The organism is Streptomyces sp. NPDC052079 (genome assembly GCF_040680275.1).
GTDB lineage: Bacteria > Actinomycetota > Actinomycetes > Streptomycetales > Streptomycetaceae > Streptomyces.
The window spans coordinates 46,414-61,866 of sequence record NZ_JBFAWL010000022.1 but is presented as its reverse complement, the minus strand read 5'-3'; the positions used below and the strand labels follow the sequence as shown (position 1 = coordinate 61,866).

17 protein-coding genes are annotated in these 15,453 nt (G+C 73.2%); 7 read left to right on the top strand and 10 right to left on the bottom strand.

Translation table 11 applies throughout. From position 1 onward, the window contains the following. Positions 1-129 precede the first annotated feature (129 nt). Genes AB0L56_RS26005 through AB0L56_RS25985 form a run of 5 tightly spaced genes read left to right on the top strand, consistent with a single transcriptional unit; the run spans position 130 to position 5,246 of the window. Positions 130-1,692, top strand: a complete 1,563-nt coding sequence (locus AB0L56_RS26005; protein ID WP_361035234.1) for a sodium:solute symporter — start codon at positions 130-132, stop codon at positions 1,690-1,692. Then, positions 1,689-2,309 carry a sigma-70 family RNA polymerase sigma factor gene (locus AB0L56_RS26000; RefSeq protein ID WP_361035231.1) on the top strand — a complete coding sequence of 207 codons (621 nt, stop codon included), beginning with the start codon at positions 1,689-1,691 and terminating at the stop codon, positions 2,307-2,309. The genes AB0L56_RS26005 and AB0L56_RS26000 overlap by 4 nt, the downstream gene beginning before the upstream one ends. Further along, positions 2,306-2,671 carry a hypothetical protein gene (locus AB0L56_RS25995; protein ID WP_365427075.1) on the top strand — a complete coding sequence of 122 codons (366 nt, stop codon included), beginning with the start codon at positions 2,306-2,308 and terminating at the stop codon, positions 2,669-2,671. The genes AB0L56_RS26000 and AB0L56_RS25995 overlap by 4 nt, the downstream gene beginning before the upstream one ends. Positions 2,672-2,683: 12 nt before the next feature. Next, complete coding sequence (locus AB0L56_RS25990) at positions 2,684-4,486, top strand: glycoside hydrolase family 15 protein (RefSeq protein ID WP_365427072.1); 1,803 nt, start codon at positions 2,684-2,686, stop codon at positions 4,484-4,486. Positions 4,487-4,490: 4 nt separating this feature from the next. After that, positions 4,491-5,246 carry an SDR family oxidoreductase gene (locus tag AB0L56_RS25985; RefSeq protein WP_361035222.1) on the top strand — a complete coding sequence of 252 codons (756 nt, stop codon included), beginning with the start codon at positions 4,491-4,493 and terminating at the stop codon, positions 5,244-5,246. A gap of 353 nt (positions 5,247-5,599) precedes the next feature. On the opposite strand, the gene amaP is transcribed toward AB0L56_RS25985, so the two are convergent. From amaP to AB0L56_RS25960, 5 genes are read right to left on the bottom strand one after another with little or no spacing between them, the layout of a single operon-like run. Beyond that, entirely contained in the window at positions 5,600-6,184 is a 585-nt protein-coding gene (gene amaP / locus AB0L56_RS25980; RefSeq protein ID WP_361035360.1) for an alkaline shock response membrane anchor protein AmaP, read from the bottom strand. Then, positions 6,181-6,810, bottom strand: coding sequence for a DUF6286 domain-containing protein (locus AB0L56_RS25975; RefSeq protein WP_365427069.1), 630 nt, complete (start codon positions 6,808-6,810; stop codon positions 6,181-6,183). The genes amaP and AB0L56_RS25975 overlap by 4 nt, the downstream gene beginning before the upstream one ends. Then, a complete protein-coding gene (locus AB0L56_RS25970; RefSeq protein ID WP_361035216.1) occupies positions 6,807-7,190 on the bottom strand; it encodes a hypothetical protein in 384 nt (127 codons plus the stop codon). The genes AB0L56_RS25975 and AB0L56_RS25970 overlap by 4 nt, the downstream gene beginning before the upstream one ends. Continuing rightward, positions 7,187-7,372 (bottom strand): hypothetical protein, encoded by a 186-nt coding sequence (locus tag AB0L56_RS25965; protein WP_073937463.1) that lies wholly within the window; start codon positions 7,370-7,372, stop codon positions 7,187-7,189. Before AB0L56_RS25965 ends, AB0L56_RS25970 begins: the two co-directional genes overlap by 4 nt. A gap of 25 nt (positions 7,373-7,397) precedes the next feature. Next, positions 7,398-7,892 carry an Asp23/Gls24 family envelope stress response protein gene (locus AB0L56_RS25960; protein WP_361035213.1) on the bottom strand — a complete coding sequence of 165 codons (495 nt, stop codon included), beginning with the start codon at positions 7,890-7,892 and terminating at the stop codon, positions 7,398-7,400. Positions 7,893-7,978: 86 nt separating this feature from the next. Between AB0L56_RS25960 and AB0L56_RS25955 the strand changes: the two genes are divergently transcribed. After that, positions 7,979-8,704, top strand: coding sequence for a nucleopolyhedrovirus P10 family protein (locus tag AB0L56_RS25955; RefSeq protein WP_365427065.1), 726 nt, complete (start codon positions 7,979-7,981; stop codon positions 8,702-8,704). Positions 8,705-8,910: 206 nt separating this feature from the next. Here the strand turns inward: AB0L56_RS25955 and AB0L56_RS25950 are convergent, their stop codons facing one another. The 3 genes from AB0L56_RS25950 to AB0L56_RS25940 form a co-directional block, all read right to left on the bottom strand. Then, a complete protein-coding gene (locus AB0L56_RS25950) occupies positions 8,911-9,714 on the bottom strand; it encodes an enoyl-CoA hydratase/isomerase family protein (protein WP_361035207.1) in 804 nt (267 codons plus the stop codon). Between the two features lie 104 nt (positions 9,715-9,818). Then, a complete protein-coding gene (locus AB0L56_RS25945; RefSeq protein WP_361035204.1) occupies positions 9,819-10,040 on the bottom strand; it encodes a helix-turn-helix domain-containing protein in 222 nt (73 codons plus the stop codon). A 362-nt stretch (positions 10,041-10,402) separates the two neighbouring features. Continuing rightward, complete coding sequence (locus AB0L56_RS25940; RefSeq protein WP_361035201.1) at positions 10,403-12,001, bottom strand: ABC-F family ATP-binding cassette domain-containing protein; 1,599 nt, start codon at positions 11,999-12,001, stop codon at positions 10,403-10,405. Positions 12,002-12,213: 212 nt separating this feature from the next. On the opposite strand from AB0L56_RS25940, the gene AB0L56_RS25935 reads away from it, so the two are divergent. Next, entirely contained in the window at positions 12,214-12,627 is a 414-nt protein-coding gene (locus AB0L56_RS25935) for a VOC family protein (RefSeq protein ID WP_361035198.1), read from the top strand. Between the two features lie 59 nt (positions 12,628-12,686). On the opposite strand, the gene AB0L56_RS25930 is transcribed toward AB0L56_RS25935, so the two are convergent. Both AB0L56_RS25930 and AB0L56_RS25925 read right to left on the bottom strand, forming a co-directional pair. Next, positions 12,687-14,000 carry a hypothetical protein gene (locus AB0L56_RS25930; RefSeq protein WP_361035195.1) on the bottom strand — a complete coding sequence of 438 codons (1,314 nt, stop codon included), beginning with the start codon at positions 13,998-14,000 and terminating at the stop codon, positions 12,687-12,689. A 296-nt stretch (positions 14,001-14,296) separates the two neighbouring features. Next, positions 14,297-15,424, bottom strand: coding sequence for an alpha/beta fold hydrolase (locus tag AB0L56_RS25925; protein ID WP_365427059.1), 1,128 nt, complete (start codon positions 15,422-15,424; stop codon positions 14,297-14,299). Between the last annotated feature and the right edge of the window lie 29 nt (positions 15,425-15,453).

The following is a 15,453-nucleotide window of genomic DNA, read 5'->3' as shown; positions in this document are numbered from 1 at the left end:
CGAGAGTGGCGCACCGGTCGGGTGGGGTGACGTCACGTTCCGGACGGGTGTCCCTCCGGTTTCTGTCATCCGGACGGCCCGTCCGCGCAACTCTCCCCCGAGGGCACAGCACACCAAGGACGGTGATTCATGGCCGGCACAGCCATGACCGCGACGTTCCTCGCCGTGATCGGCGGGGCGTCGCTGCTCGCCGTCACCGCGCGGCGGCTCCGCCCGAGCGACCGGCTGCCCTCGCTGGAGGGCTGGGCGCTCGCCGACCGGAGCCTCGGCGCCGGCTGGACCTGGCTGCTGCTCGGCGGGACGATCTACACGGCGTACACCTTCACCGCCGTACCGGGCCTGGCGTACGGCAACGGCGCGCCCGCGTTCTTCGCCGTGCCGTACACGGTGATCGTCTGCCCGCTCGCGTTCGTCCTGCTCAGCCGGCTGTGGAGCGTGGCGCGGCGGCACGGCTACATCACCGCCGCCGACTTCGTGCGCGGCCGGTACGGATCGCCCCCGCTGGCCCTGGTGGTGGCGCTGACCGGCATCCTGGCGACGATGCCGTACCTGGCGCTCCAGCTGCTAGGCATCCGCGCGGTGCTCACCGCGGGCGGGCTGTATCCGCGCGGAGCCACCGGTGACCTGGTGATGGTGGCCGTGTTCGCGGGGCTTGCCGTCGCCACCTACCGGCACGGGCTGCGGGCACCCACCGTGATCTCCGCCCTCAAGGCGGTGGCGGTGTTCGTCTCGCTGACCGCCGTCTGCTGGCTGGTCCTGCGGCGCTTCGGCGGTTTCGGCGCCGTCTTCGACGGGGCGGCGCGCGCCCTCGGCGGCACGGACGCGGCGCACTCCCCGCTGCTGCTGTCGCCGCAGCAGCAGCCCGCCTACGCCACGCTCGCGCTCGGCTCCGCGCTCGCCCTGCTGATGTACCCGCATGTGCTCACCGCCGGATTCGCCGCCGACGGCGGCCGCACCCTGCGCAAGGTGTCGGCAGGGCTGCCCGCCTGGACCGCGCTGCTCGCACTGTTCGGCTTCCTCGGCATCGCGGCCCTGGCGGCTGGTGTGCGGGCGCCCGAGGGCAGCGCCGAGGCGGCCGTGCCGATGCTGGTCGACCGGCTGATGCCGGGCCCGCTGGCCGGACTGGTGTTCGGCGCGATCGTCGTGGGGGCGCTGGTGCCGGCGGCGGTGATGTCGATCGCCGCGGCGACCAGCTTCGTACGGAACGTGTATGTCGAGTACGTCCATCCGACGGCCACGCCGAAACGGCAGGTGCGGGTCGCCAAGGCGGTGTCGTTGACCGCGAAGCTCGGTGCCGTCGCGTTCGTGTTCGGACTGCGCGACCAGGACGCGATCAACCTGCAGCTGCTCGGCGGGGTGTGGATCCTGCAGATCTTCCCGGCGGTGGCGGTCGGGCTGTACACGCGGTGGCTGCATCCGCGGGCGCTGCTGGCCGGATGGGCCGTGGGCATGGCCTCCGGGACATATCTGGTGGTGCGGGAGGGGTTCTCCTCGATCGTGCCGCTCGACACCGGCGCCGGCCCCCTGGAGATCTACGCCGGTGTCGCCGCCCTGCTGCTAAATCTGACCGTCGCGGTCGCCGGCACCGCGGCCCTCGCCCGGCTCGGCGTCGCGCGCGGCGCCGACGCCACCGACCTGCCGTCCCGCCTGTTGGCCGGGCGACGTCCGCAGACGGGAGCGAACAACACGTGAGACGCAGACAGCAATCCCGCACCACTCTGTCCCCGGCCCCGGCCCCGGCTCCGCCGTCTCCTCCTCCGGCAGCGGTCCCGGCCGGGCCGCTGGGTCCCGCCGTCGGCGACCCGGCCGATCTGGAGCGGGAGGCCGGCGTCGCCCGCCTCTTCGAGCTGCACTACTCCTCGATGCTGCGGCTCGCCGTGCTGCTCGGCGCCGACGACCCGGAGAACGTGGTGGCCGAGGCGTACTACCAGATCTACCGCAAGTGGCGGCGGTTGAAGGACGTGGCCGCGGCGGAGGCGTATCTGCGGTCCACCGTCTGCAATCTGACCCGGATGCGGATACGCCACCTCCAGGTCGCCCGCCGGCACGAGGAGCGCCCGCCGGCCCCGGCCGACGAGACCGTGGCCTCCGCCGAGAACACCGCGCTGCTCCACGACGATCAGCGGGTGCTGATCGACGCGCTCCAGCACCTTCCGGCGCGGCAGCGCGAGGCGCTGGTGCTGCGGCACTGGCTGGGGCTGAAGGAGAGCGAGATAGCGGCCGCGATGGGAATCTCCCGTGGTTCCGTCAAGACACACACCTCGCGCGGCATCGCCGCGCTGACCCAGGCGATGGAGGCCCGGCGATGACGCATCGAGAGGCGACTCCGTCGCGTGGCACCCGTCCGGACCGCACGGACCACGACCGGGCCGAGCCGCCCCGCCCGCCGGGCACGGCGCGCACCGAACGGGAACTGCGCGACGCCCTGCAGGCGCTGGCCGGCGGGGTGCTGCCCGACCCGGACGCCTACCGCACGGCGCGCGGCGAGTGGCTGCGCCGGGAACGCCGGCGGCGGCTCGTCCTCACCGTGCTCGTCGCGGTCGTCTTCACGCTGGCCACACTGATCGGCCTGTGGGTGCTCAACCAGGCACCCTCCGACCCCGGTGTGATCTTCAACGGCCACGGTGCCGCGGCGGCCGACGGTCCGTCACTCCCCCGGCTTCGCCCCTGATTGCGGCCCCCGATGGCCGGGAACCCGCACCCCGTGCACCGTATCGAGGACTACGCGCTCATCGGCGACGAACAGACCGCTGCCCTGGTGGGCGCGGACGGCTCGGTCGACTGGCTCTGCCTCCCCCGCTTCGACTCGGCGGCCTGCTTCGCCCGGCTGCTCGGGGACGAGAGCAACGGACACTGGCGGATCGCGCCGGTCGGCGCGGACCGGTACACCCGCCGGTCCTATCGCGAGGACACCCTGGTCCTGGACACCGAGTGGACGACCCCGCAAGGAACGGTGCTGGTCACCGACCTGATGCCGCAACGGCACCGCGCCCCCGACCTGGTGCGGATCGTGCAGGGCGTACGGGGTGAGGTGACCGTGCGCAGCACCCTCCGGCTGCGTTTCGACTACGGCTCGGTCGTGCCGTGGGTGCGCAGGGCCGACGGGCACCGGGTGGCGGTGGCCGGACCCGACTCGGCGTGGCTGCGCAGCGTGCCGGAGGTGCCGACGTGGGGCGAGGACATGGGCACGTTCTCGGAGTTCACGGTGAAGGAGGGCGAGCGGGTCGCCTTTGTGCTCACCTGGCACCCCTCCCACGAGCCGAGGCCCCCGCTGGTCGACCCGTACGCGTCGCTGCGGCACAGCGTCAAGGACTGGCAGAGCTGGGCGGCGCACTGCCGTTACGACGGCCCGCACCGGGACATGGTGGTCCGCTCGCTGATCACCCTCAAGGCGCTCACGTACCGCCCCACGGGCGGCATCGTCGCCGCGCCCACCACCTCCCTGCCGGAGGAGCCGGGCGGCGTCCGCAACTGGGACTACCGCTTCTGCTGGCTGCGCGACTCCACGCTGACCCTGAAGGCGCTGCTGGCCGCCGGGTACCAGAGCGAGGCGGAGGCCTGGCGCAACTGGCTGCTCCGCGCGGTCGCGGGCGATCCGGCGGACCTGCAGATCATGTACGGGCTCGCGGGTGAGCGACGGCTGCCGGAGTTCGAACTGCCGTGGCTCTCCGGCTTCGGCGGCGCCCGGCCGGTGCGGGTCGGCAACGACGCCGTGAACCAGCTCCAGCTCGACGTGTATGGGGAGGTCGTGGACTCGCTGACGCTGGCCCGCCGTTCGGGGCTGTCCCCGCAGCCGGACGTGTGGGCGCTGCAGGCGGTGCTGCTGGACTTCCTGCGCACGGCGTGGCGGCAGCCGGACGAAGGGCTGTGGGAGGTCCGGAGCGGTCGGCGCCATTTCGTGCACTCCAAGGTGATGGTGTGGGTGGCCGCCGACCGCGCGGTGCGCGCCATGGAGGAGTTCGCGGATCTCGAGGGTGACCTGGACGGCTGGCGGGAGCTGCGGGACGAGGTGCACCGGGAGGTGTGCGACAAGGGGTTCGACCCCGAGCGGAACACCTTCACGCAGTCCTACGGTTCCCGGGAACTCGACGCGGCGCTGCTGCGGATTCCCCGGGTGGGCTTCCTGCCGCCCGACGACCCCCGAGTGCTCGGCACCATCGAGGCGGTCCGTGCCGAGCTGGGACAGGACGGGTTCGTACGCCGCTACACCCCGGACGCCACGGCCGTCGACGGGCTGCCCGGCCAGGAGGGCACCTTCCTGGTGTGCTCCTTCTGGCTGGCGGACGCCCTGCACATGTCCGGCCGGAGGAAGGAGGCCCGGGAGCTGTTCGAACGGCTGCTGGGGCTGGCCAACGACGTGGGGCTGCTGGCGGAGGAGTACGACCCGGTGGGCGACCGGCTGCTGGGCAACTTCCCGCAGGCGTTCAGCCACATCGGCCTGGTGAACACCGCCCTCGCCCTGTTCGGGGAAGAGGGGGCAGGATAGGGCCATGGATCTTGGACTGAAGGACCGGGTGTACGTCGTCACCGGGGCGACCCGCGGCCTGGGCAACGCCGCCGCGCGGGAGCTCGTCGCCGACGGTGCGAAGGTGGTCGTCACGGGGCGGGAGGAGAAGTCCGTCGCGGAGGCGGCGTCCGCGCTGGGGCCGGACGCGGTCGGGGTGGCCGCCGACAACGCCGACCCGGGGGCGCCGGCGCGGCTGATCGCGACCGCGCGGGAGCGGTTCGGGCGCTTCGACGGCGTCCTCGTCAGTGTGGGCGGGCCGCCGCCGGGGTTCGTCGCCGACATCACCGACGAGCAGTGGCGGTCGGCGTTCGAGTCGGTGTTCCTGGGTGCGGTGCGGATGGCCCGGGCGGCGGCGGAGGAGCTGGGCGAGGGGGGTGTCATCGGCTTCGTGCTGTCGGGGTCGGTGCACGAGCCGATTCCCGGGCTGACGATCTCGAACGGGCTGCGGCCCGGGCTGGCGGGGTTCGCGAAGTCGCTGGCGGACGAGTTGGGGCCGCGGGGCATCCGGGTGGTGGGCCTGCTGCCGGGCCGGATCGACACGGACCGGGTGCGCGAGCTGGACTCACGCTCCGCGGACCCGGAGGCCACCCGCCAGGCTGCCGAGTCACGAATCCCGCTGCGCCGCTACGGCACCCCGCAGGAGTTCGGCCGAACAGCAGCATTCCTCCTCTCACCGGCGGCTTCCTACCTGTCGGGCGTAATGCTCCCAGTGGACGGCGGCTACCGCCACGGCTTCTGACGCCGGCGTCCTCGCGGGCAGTCGTGCCTCCCCCAGTGCCTTAAGGGCCTGGGAGGTACCCCCAGGGCGATGGGGGTCCCCCCGCCCGAGCGAAGCCGAGAGTGGGGGAGGGTGGGCGCGACGGCACCCCGCCGGCGCCGGGCTGCGCAACCACCCCCGCCCCTCGCGATCCGCGGGCAGTCGTGCCTCCCCCAGTGCCTTAAGGGCCTGGGAGGTACCCCCAGGGCGATGGGGGTCCCCCGCCCGAGCGAAGCCGAGAGTGGGGGAGGGTGGGCGCGACGGCACCCCGCCGGCGCCGGGCTGCGCAACCACCCCCGCCCCACACCCACGCCGGGCACCCGGTAATGCGCGGGCTACGCCACTCGCTCCGGGCGGTGTTTCACCGCGTGCAGGCGGGCCTCCGCCGGGAGGGTGGTCAGGCGCGAAGAGTCGCGGGCGTGGGCAAGGGCGCCCGTGGTGAGGACATGCAGCGCGGTGCCCGGCTCCACGTCGGGTTCCAGGGTGAGACGCACCCGCGCCGCCGGACTACCACGCCGCCCGGTCAGCACAACACGCGCCCGCGCAACCCCCTCCTGACGGCTCACCTCCTCAGCGAGCACATGTTCCAGCGCCCGCCCCCGCAGCACCGCCCCCTCCCCATCCCCCGTATCGACCAGAATCTCGCCCAACCGCCGCCGACGCAGCACCGCCACCACCCACCACAGACACAGCAGAACCAGCACGGCAAGCGCCGCAATCACCACCGGCCACCACCAGCCCTCGTCCCGCCACCGGGTCCGCTCGGCGTCGGAGAGCAGCACGTCATCCCGTCCGTCATGCAGCCACCAGGACGGCGCAGGCGCCCCGAGCCCGATCGCGAGCACGGACCCCCCGAGGGCGATCAACACCAGCCCCACGATCGCGAGCAACACACGGTTGACAGTCCCCAGCACCGCTATCGCCCCTTTCGGCCGGGCCGCCGCACCTGCAACGACAGCGCGGGCGGCCGGGCCAGCCCCAGCCGCCCGACGGCTTCGTCGAGCACCGCGGTCACGTCCGCCCGTACATCGTCCAGTTCACGAAAGTGCGACACTGCGCGGACATCAGCACGGGTGCGCTTCACCCTGACCCGCGCGGACTGCACGCCGGGCACCTCCATGACCCGGTCCCGCAACACCGTCTCGGCGGCGGCGCGGTGCAGTCCCGCGCGGACGTCTGGATGGGTGCGGCGCATCGGGAGCAGGGCACGCAGGCCGGGCGTCACCGCGAGCACGAGCAGCCAGAGTCCGAGCGCGGCGGCGACACCGGCGCCGGTCAGCACCCAGACGTCGTCCAGGGGCCGCTGGGCCAGTTGCCCGGCGAGCTCACGGCGCCAGCTCATCCCGGCCCGGCCAGCCCGCACCGCGACGATGTCGTACAGGAACATCCCCGCGATCACCAGGAGGACCAGCGCGACGATGCCCGCGGGGACCCGGCGAGCGGACCAGAAACGCCGGTTCCCTTCATCGCTCCCGCCGGCCACGTCCCCCGCGCCGTCGGCGGACGGCGGGTGCTTTTCCAGAACCGTGCCGTGGGGTTCGCTCATGGCGTCCTCCCGTGTTCCGCGCCGGGCGCGGCCGTCAGATGCAGCCGTTCCACATAAACAACAACCTCCGGCACGGCCATGTCCGCCAGGTCGCGCACCCGGTCGACCACTCGGCGCCGTACCTGTGCGCACCGGCCCCCGATGTCGCCGGGGTAGTCGAGTTCGATGTGCACGCGGACGCGGGCGGCGTCGTGGCGTACGACCACGTTCGCGTGCGGCGGTGCGGCCCCCGGGGGCAGGTCGCCGATCGCCTCCCGGGCCGCCTGCGAGGCGATCTTCGCGACCACCCGGTCGGCGATCCTGGTCTCCCCGCGCTCGCCGGGCGCGACGGCGGCCGGGCTCCCGCCGAGTTCGGCGGTCCCCGTGCTCACGGTCGTCACCGCCGCCGTTCGTCACGGGACCGGAAGAAGTCGCCGAGTTCCAGGTCCCCCTCGAGGAACCGGCCGACGACGAACCCGACGGCGCCCAGGGCCGCCACCAGCAGGAAGGCCCCGAAGCCGCCGAAGTATCCGGCGAAGCCCAGCGCCATGCCGGCGATCATGCCGACCACGGCCATGTTCATGGTGCGCTCCTCCGCTCACCGAGCCTCACTGGAGGCGGCTTTCCGGTTCCTCGTCCTCCTCGTCGGGCAGCTTCACGTCGCTCACCGCGATGTTGACCTCGACCACCTCGAGGCCGGTCATCCGCTCGACCGCCGCGATGACGTTCTCCCGCACGGCCCTGGCGACATCGGCGATGGACACGCCGTAGTCGACGACGATCTCCAGGTCGAGCGCGGTCTGCACCTCGCCGACCTCGGCCTTCACCCCGCGCGTCACGGACCTGGAGCCGCCGGGCACACGGTCGCGTACGGCTCCGAACGTCCGCGACAGCCCGCTGCCCATGGCGTGGACGCCGAGCACGTCCCGGGCGGCCAGTCCGGCGATCTTCTCCACGACGCCATCGGCGACGGTGGTACGGCCGCGCGTGGCGGGGTCACCGCCGCCACGCCGGGTTCCCTGGCCCTTGCGCTGGGTGGATTCGGCGAGGTTCTTCTCGGAGTCGGGGGCTCGTACCGAGCCTCCCTCGGTCATGTCGGTCATCGCCGTACGTCCCTTCGGTCGTCCTCCTTTGACAACCGTATGCACGGTTGCCCGGCATCGCGCCAGGAATGGGGCAGGCTGGAGGAGTGACGGCGGACGGATGGGCGCAAGCGGTACGGCAGCAACTGCGGCTGGGCAGGATCGTGCCCCTGGGAGAGGCGCGCGACGGCGCGTGGATGGCGGAGCGGGCGGCGGCCGTGCTGTTGCGGCGGGCGGCGGCGCGGGGTGCGCCCGGCGTGCGCCTGGACGGACTACGGATCGAGCTCGCCGATCCGCAGCATGCGGGTGAGCCGGTCGTGCCGCCTCCGCCGAGCGCACTGCCGCCGGGCCCATTGCGGCTGACGGCCCGGTTCGCGGCCACGGCGGCGCAGCCGCTGCCGGTGACGGCGGCGCTGCTCCGTACGGTGCTGGCCGAGGCGGCGACGGAACGGATCGGACTGGCGGTCACCGAGGTGGATCTGCAGGTGACGGACCTGCTCGACACGGAGCCACCGGTGCCGCCCGACGACGCGAAGCAGGAGCCCACGCCCGAGCCGCCGCGCCCGGGTGACGCGGACGCCGACCGAGTTGCGGCCGCCGCGCTCGCCGTTCCGGGGGTGAGCCGACTGACGGGCACGCTGGGCCGCCCGGTCCACCTGTCCACGTCCGGGGATCCCGGCGGGGCGGCCCTGCCCCGCCGCCACGCGCGCGTGGACCTCGCGGTCCTGATGGACCACCGCCCGCTGGAGGTAGCCAGGGCCGTCCGCGCGGCCGTAACCGCCTCCCTGCCGGACCGGCCCACGGCCGCCGTCCTGGTGACCGCACTCGACTGACGGCCCGCAGCCGGCGCATCATCAGCCGGGCGGCCGGGGGACGCCGGGCGGCGCATGGTCAGCCGGACGGCCGGGCGGCCCCCGGCGGCGGTGGCGGCGGTGGTGGTGCCGCTACTCGCCGAGCCCGGCCAGGTCGCGCAGGCGGCGCGCCCGAGCGGTGCGCTGCTCCTCGTGGGTGCGGGCCTGGGCGCCGCGCAGAGGTGCCGCTACTCGCCGAGCCCCGCCAGGTCGCGTAGGCGGCGGGCCTGGGCGGCTCGTTCGGCGGTGCGCTGCTGCTCGTAGGTGCGGTCCTGGGCGCCGCGGAGCAGGGCCTTCGTCTCGATCACGGCATCTCGGGGAGCCGCGAGGAGCGCCGCGGCGAGGTCCTGGACGGCCGCGTCCAGGTCGGCGGCGGGCACGGCGAGGTTGGCCAGTCCGGTGTTCACGGACTCCTCGGCCGTGACGAAGCGCCCGGTCGCGCAGATCTCCAGCGCGCGGGCGTAACCGACGAGTCCGACCAAGGGGTGCGTGCCGGTCAGATCGGGGACGAGACCGAGGCTGGTCTCGCGCATGGCGAACTGCACATCGTCCGCGACGACGCGCAGATCACAGGCGAGGGCCAGCTGGAAGCCGGCCCCGATGGCGTGTCCCTGCACGGCGGCGATGGAGACGATGTCACTGCGCCGCCACCAGGTGAACGCCTCCTGGAAGACGGCGATGGTGGCGTCCAGTTCGGCGTCGTCACCGCGTGCGAGGTCGATGAACGACGGCTCGCCCTCGATCCCCTCGGGCGTGAACATCTGCCGGTCGAGCCCGGCGGAGAAGGACTTGCCCTCCCCGCGCAGCACCACGACCCGGACGGAGCCGGGCAGCAGCCGACCCGCCTCGGTCAGCGCCCGCCAGAGAGCGGGGCTCTGCGCGTTGCGCTTGGCCGGGTTCGTCAGCGTCACCGTGGCGATCGCATCGTCGACGGTGAGCCGTACGCCGTCCTTGTCGAGTACCGGATCGAGGTCCTGGGCGGACGAAGCCATGGGGCGCCTCCGATGGGTGCGGTCACTAAGTGACTGCACAGTAACCACCCGGCCTGCCGGTGGGCCGACCGGGTGGCCACCATCGGGTCCTGTGGCGCCGGGGGTCAGTCCGAAGGAGCCTTTTTGCCCCGTGTCGCCCCGCCACGCCCTCGGAGCGTGACGCCCGACTCGCTGAGCATGCGGTGCACAAAGCCATACGAGCGGCCGGTCTCCTCGGCCAACGCCCGGATGCTCGCACCGGCGTCGTATTTCTTCTTCAGGTCTGCCGCGAGCTTGTCGCGCGCGGCGCCGGTCACCCGGCTGCCCTTCTTCAGAGTCTCGGCCACCCGTGCCTCCTCATGGGAAGTGCGCTCTGGTCTCCTCATGATCACCCCTCCCGGCGCTCATGGCCACCCATTCGGCAAGGTCGATGAGACAAGGTTGTGACGACAGGAGCGCGTCCGCACATCCGGAAGCAATGATTCCGTCAGGCGCCATCGGTACCCCCAATCGGGTTCTTCCGCGAAGTACCAGGTCAGGAAGACGCGACGACCGAGCCCCGCTCGTCCAGGGGCTCGACCGCGAAATCGGTGTAGGACACACCTCGGGATGAGGAGATCTCACACGAATGATGGATCACCGATGGGCCGAATGATCCATACCCAGTGGATCACGCCTTCGATCAACCGTGGCTGACCGATCCGGCCGGTCAGGCGAGGGCGACCAGGTCCGCGTAGTCGGAGCCCCAGAGATCCTCGACACCGTCCGGCAGCAGGATGATCCGCTCCGGCTGGAGCGCCTCGACGGCGCCCTCGTCGTGGGTGACGAGGACGACCGCGCCCTTGTATGTGCGCAGGGCGCCGAGGATCTCCTCGCGGCTGGCCGGATCGAGGTTGTTGGTCGGCTCGTCGAGGAGCAGCACGTTCGCCGACGACACGACGAGGGTCGCGAGCGCGAGACGGGTCTTCTCGCCGCCGGAGAGGACACCGGCCGGCTTGTCGACGTCGTCGCCGGAGAACAGAAACGAGCCGAGCACCTTGCGGACCTCGACGAGGTCCATGTCGGGCGCGGCGGAGCGCATGTTCTCCAGCACCGTGCGGTCGGGGTCGAGGGTCTCGTGCTCCTGGGCGTAGTAGCCGAGCTTGAGGCCGTGGCCGGGGACGACGGCGCCGGTGTCCGGCTGCTCCACCCCGCCCAGGAGCCTCAGCAGGGTCGTCTTGCCGGCGCCGTTGAGGCCCAGGATGACGACCCGGGAGCCCTTGTCGATGGCCAGGCTGACGTCGGTGAAGATCTCCAGGGAGCCGTAGGACTTCGACAGGCCCTCGGCCATCAGCGGGGTCTTGCCGCAGGGCGAGGGCTCGGGGAAGCGCAGCTTGGCGACCTTGTCGGACTGGCGGACCTCCTCCAGGCCGGACAGCAGGCGCTCCGCGCGGCGGGCCATGTTCTGCGCGGCGACCGTCTTGGTGGCCTTGGCACGCATCTTGTCGGCCTGCGCGTTGAGCGCGGCGGCCTTCTTCTCGGCGTTCTGGCGCTCGCGCCGGCGGCGCTTCTCGTCGGCCTCGCGCTGCTGCTGGTAGAGCTTCCAGCCCATGTTGTAGATGTCGATGGTGGCGCGGTTGGCGTCCAGGTAGAACACCTTGTTGACGACCGTCTCGACCAGGTCCACGTCGTGGGAGATGACGATGAAGCCGCCGCGGTAGGTCTTGAGGTAGTCGCGCAGCCAGACGATCGAGTCGGCGTCGAGGTGGTTGGTCGGCTCGTCGAGCAGCAGGGTGTCCGCGTCGGAGAACAGGATCCGGGCGAGCTCGACGCGCCGGCGCTGACCGCCGGAGAGGGTGTGCAGGGGCTGGCCCAGCACCCGGTCGGGCAGGTTGAGCGCGGCGGCGATGGTGGCGGCCTCGGCCTCGGCGGCGTATCCGCCCTTGGTGAGGAACTCGGTCTCCTGGCGCTCGTACTGCTTGAGCGCCTTCTCCCTGGTGGCGCCCTGGCCGCCTGCGATGCGCTGCTCGTTCTCGCGCATCTTGCGGATCAGTACGTCGAGGCCGCGGGCGGAGAGGATGCGGTCGCGGGCGAGGACGTCGAGGTCGCCGGTGCGGGGGTCCTGGGGCAGGTAGCCGACCTCGCCGGAGCGGGTGACGTTGCCGGCGGCGGGGATGCCCTGGCCGGCGAGGACCTTGGTGAGGGTGGTCTTGCCCGCACCGTTGCGGCCGACGAGGCCGATGCGGTCGCCCTTGGCGATGCGGAAGGTGGCGCTTTCGATGAGGACGCGGGCACCGGCGCGCAGCTCGATGCCGGAGGCGGAGATCACGGACAGACTCCAGGGCAGGTGGGGTGGCGGTGGGCGGCTGAGGACGTTCCCGCCGTCTAATGCGCGAGGAGAATGGCCATGCGAACCATTCTAACGGGGCCGTGCAAGCGCTTTTTCTCCGTGCGGGCGTCCCGGCCGTTGTCGGTGCCCGGTGCCAGACTGGGCGGCGAGTGGACATTCCGGTGTGCGTGAGACACGAGGAAGTGATCGTCATGGCAGGCACGGGCGGCGGGCGTCCGAGCATCGTTCCCACGCTGCTGTACGGGGACGCGAAGGCGGCGATCCGGCAGCTGACGGAGGCCTTCGGCTTCACGGAGCTGTCGGTGTACGAGGGCGAGGACGGCATGGTGATGCACGCCGAGCTGGCGCAGGGCAACGGCGTGGTGATGCTGGGTTCCAAGGGCCGGGGCGGGGTGTTCGACACGGCGATGAAGGGCGCGGGCCCGGCCGGGGTGTACGTCGTGGTGGACGACGTCGACGCACACCATCGGCGCGCGGTGGAGCAGGGCGCGGAGATCCTGATGCCCCCGACGGACCAGGACTACGGCTCGCGGGACTACATGGCCCGGGACCTCGAGGGCAATGTCTGGAGCTTCGGCACCTACGCGCCCGAGACCGGCACCTGAGCCGGGCCCCCTCGGACCGGCACCCGACCGGTCCGGGGGCAGGCGGACGACGGGCCGGCTCAGCCGCCCGTGTGGACCTGGAAGGCGGCGCGGCGGACCGCCTTCGCCAGGGCGGGATCGGGGTGTACGGCGGCGAGGGCCACCAGGACCTGGACGGTGCGCGGGTGACCGACGGCGCGCACCTCGGCGAGCAGGGCGGGGACGGTCGGCTGGACCGCGGACTCCAGATGGCGGACCAGCAGCGGGGCCTCGCCGTGGTCGGCGACGGCGGCGGCGGTGTCCACCCAGAGCCAGGTGGCCTCCTGGCGGGTGAGGACCGCGTGGGCGTCCTCGGGGTCGGCGCCGTCGTGCTCGGCGAGCCACAGCAGGGCGTACGGCCGCAGCGTCGGCTCGTCGAGCACGGTGCGGACCTCGGGTTCGGCGGGGGCTCCGACCACGCGCAGCGCCTCGAAGGCGAGGCCGCGCAGCAGGGCGTCCTCGCCCCGGGCGGCGCCGATCAGCTCGGTGACGGCGCTGCCGACCGGCCGCGCGGCGAGCCAGGCGCGGTATTCGGCGCGGGCCGCGTTGGGGCGCAGCTGGGCGCAGCCGCGCAGCATGTCCTCGGCGCTCTGCTCGATGTTCCCGGCGGGGCTCTGGGCGGCGACGCAGATCTGCTCGAGCTTGACCCATACCGCCCAGCTGCCCAGCGGGGTGAGGGTGGCCTGTCCGGCGCCGTAGGTGAGGGCGCCGACGGAGGCGAGGGCGCGCAGCGCCCAGTCGAGCAGCGGTTCGAGCGGGGCGTCGGCGGCCGGCTCGGCGAGCGCGGGCCGGGGCCGCTGGAGACCGTGCCCGGGCCCGGTTCCGGCCTGGTTCCCGGCAGGTTCGGGCGCCTCGTCGGCCTGCGGCACGTAGTCGATCTCGCAGCGCTCCGTGCGGAGCTCGGTGACGCGCTGCTGCAGGAGGTCGAGGAGCTGCGGCACGGGGACGGGGCCGGCGGACAGCTGGAGGAAGGAGAGCACCTGCGGCATGGCCGTGACGACCTCGGCGACGGCGGCGGGCTCGTACTCCATGGGCTCGGGGTACGCGAGCGACCAGGCGTCGCAGAGGGCGACCCAGCCGCGCAGTACGGCGCTGTCGTCGCGGTCCCAGGCGCGCAGCCGCCAGCCGGGGCGGGCCGTGTCGCCGTGCACCTCGATCAGGCCGGCCAGGCGGGCGGTGTCCCAGTCGGCACGGACCTGAGCGGCGGTCAGGCCCAGGTCGTGGGCCGCGCGTTCGGCGGTCGCGTCGGAGAGGGTGGCCTTGCCGTCGGCGGTGGCACCGTCCCGGCCGGGGCCCAGGGCGGCGTCGGCCCAGCGGGCGACGCGGGCCGCCGCGGCCAGAGAGGAGCGCGCCATTCTGGCCAGTTCCGCAGGTGCGGGGGTGCCCTCCGGGGGGCGCGGCGCGGGGCGGCGCGTGCGCCGCCGGTTGATCGCTGTGGGGGCGGCGGCCAGGGGTCGCGGGCGGACGAGTCGAAGCCTGGAGTCGCGCGGGATACGGGACGTCACAGGTGCAGTCTTGCGGTTGACGGTCCGAAAACCCAAACGGAATGCCGACGGGGCCCGGGGAGGGCCCCCGCGCCGGGCCCGGATGCGGCAGCGGGGATGGAATCAGGCCACTGGTGCGGCGCTAAACGGAATCCCCGGAACCGGCCTCACATCAAGGGGGTGAGGAAGCGTCGCAGGGTCTCCTCGTACGCCTCCTGGTCGGCGTTCCACATGGCAGCGTGGGGGGCGCCCCTGACGGTGTGCAAGGTGATGAAGTTCGGCTGGGCGGCGGCGAGCTCGCGGGAGAACCGCCAGGGCGCCACCGCGTCGTCGGGGCCGTGGATGATCTGCGTGGGGACGCCGACGCGGTCCAGGTGGACGGCGCCGGGCCTGCGGTCGCCGTACAGCCCGGTGCGGCCCTGTGCGGCGCGGACGGCCAGCGGCAGCAGCGGGCGCGGGGTGTGGTGGGCCGCGGCGAGGGCGCGCAGGGTCGCCTCCCAGTTGAGCACCGGGGAGTCGAGGACGAGGCCGGCGACGCGTTCGCGCATCTCGGAGCGGGCGGCGGCGCGCAGGGCCATGGTCGCGCCGGTGGACCAGCCGTAGAGGACCACCTGCCGGGCGCCGGAATCCACCGCGTGCCGGAGCACGGCGTCCAGATCGCGCCACTCGGTCTCCCCGAGGTGGTTGAGGCGGTCCGGTGAGCGCGGTGCGCCGGGGTCGCCCCGGTAGGCGGGGATGAGCACCGGGAAGCGGTGGCGGTGCAGGAGCTCCAGGACGTTCAGCGCGTGTTCCCGGGTGGTTCCCAGGCCGTGGACGGCGATCACCCAGGTGTCCCGGGCGCCCGGCACGAACCAGACGGGCAGGGGCCCCAGTTCGCCGGGGACGTCGAGGCCGGTGTGGTCCAGGCCGAGAGCGGTCCCCGGGTCGCCGACGTGCAGGGCCGGGGTGAACCAGGCGCGGTCGCCGGGTTCGAGGGTGCCGTGCGTGACGCGTTCCAGCCGGCGGACGACGGTGTCGGCGGGGTTCGACGTGCCGGACAGCACGGGGCCGACCACCGCGTGGAAGCCGTCACCGGTGAGACCGTGGCGGCCGGGGCGCAGGGCGGCGAGGTCCCGGGTGAGGGTGACCTGGCCGGCGGCGGTGGCGTGGACGGTGAGTCCGGGTTCGGTGGGCAGGGGTCCGCCCGGCGGGATCCTGAGGGCGGCATTGCTCGCGAGGCGGCCGGCGGCCACTGCGGCGGCGCCGGCGCCTATCACGGCGGTGACGGCAGCGGCCGTCACACTGACAGTGCGCACGCTTTCCAGTGTCATGTCGGGACGGGTAC

Excerpts from the sequence above, each read along its gene's own strand:
- AB0L56_RS25960 (WP_361035213.1), bottom strand. The coding sequence starts at position 7,892 with ATGACCGACATGACCGAGGGAGGCTCGGTACGAGCCCCCGACTCCGAG.
- AB0L56_RS26005 (WP_361035234.1), top strand. The coding sequence starts at position 130 with ATGGCCGGCACAGCCATGACCGCGACGTTCCTCGCCGTGATCGGCGGG.
- AB0L56_RS25935 (WP_361035198.1), top strand. The coding sequence starts at position 12,214 with ATGGCAGGCACGGGCGGCGGGCGTCCGAGCATCGTTCCCACGCTGCTG.
- AB0L56_RS25930 (WP_361035195.1), bottom strand. The coding sequence starts at position 14,000 with ATGGCGCGCTCCTCTCTGGCCGCGGCGGCCCGCGTCGCCCGCTGGGCC.
- AB0L56_RS25975 (WP_365427069.1), bottom strand. The coding sequence starts at position 6,810 with ATGAGCGAACCCCACGGCACGGTTCTGGAAAAGCACCCGCCGTCCGCC.
- AB0L56_RS25990 (WP_365427072.1), top strand. The coding sequence starts at position 2,684 with ATGGCCGGGAACCCGCACCCCGTGCACCGTATCGAGGACTACGCGCTC.
- AB0L56_RS25995 (WP_365427075.1), top strand. The coding sequence starts at position 2,306 with ATGACGCATCGAGAGGCGACTCCGTCGCGTGGCACCCGTCCGGACCGC.
- AB0L56_RS25950 (WP_361035207.1), bottom strand. The coding sequence starts at position 9,714 with ATGGCTTCGTCCGCCCAGGACCTCGATCCGGTACTCGACAAGGACGGC.
- AB0L56_RS25985 (WP_361035222.1), top strand. The coding sequence starts at position 4,491 with ATGGATCTTGGACTGAAGGACCGGGTGTACGTCGTCACCGGGGCGACC.
- AB0L56_RS25965 (WP_073937463.1), bottom strand. The coding sequence starts at position 7,372 with ATGAACATGGCCGTGGTCGGCATGATCGCCGGCATGGCGCTGGGCTTC.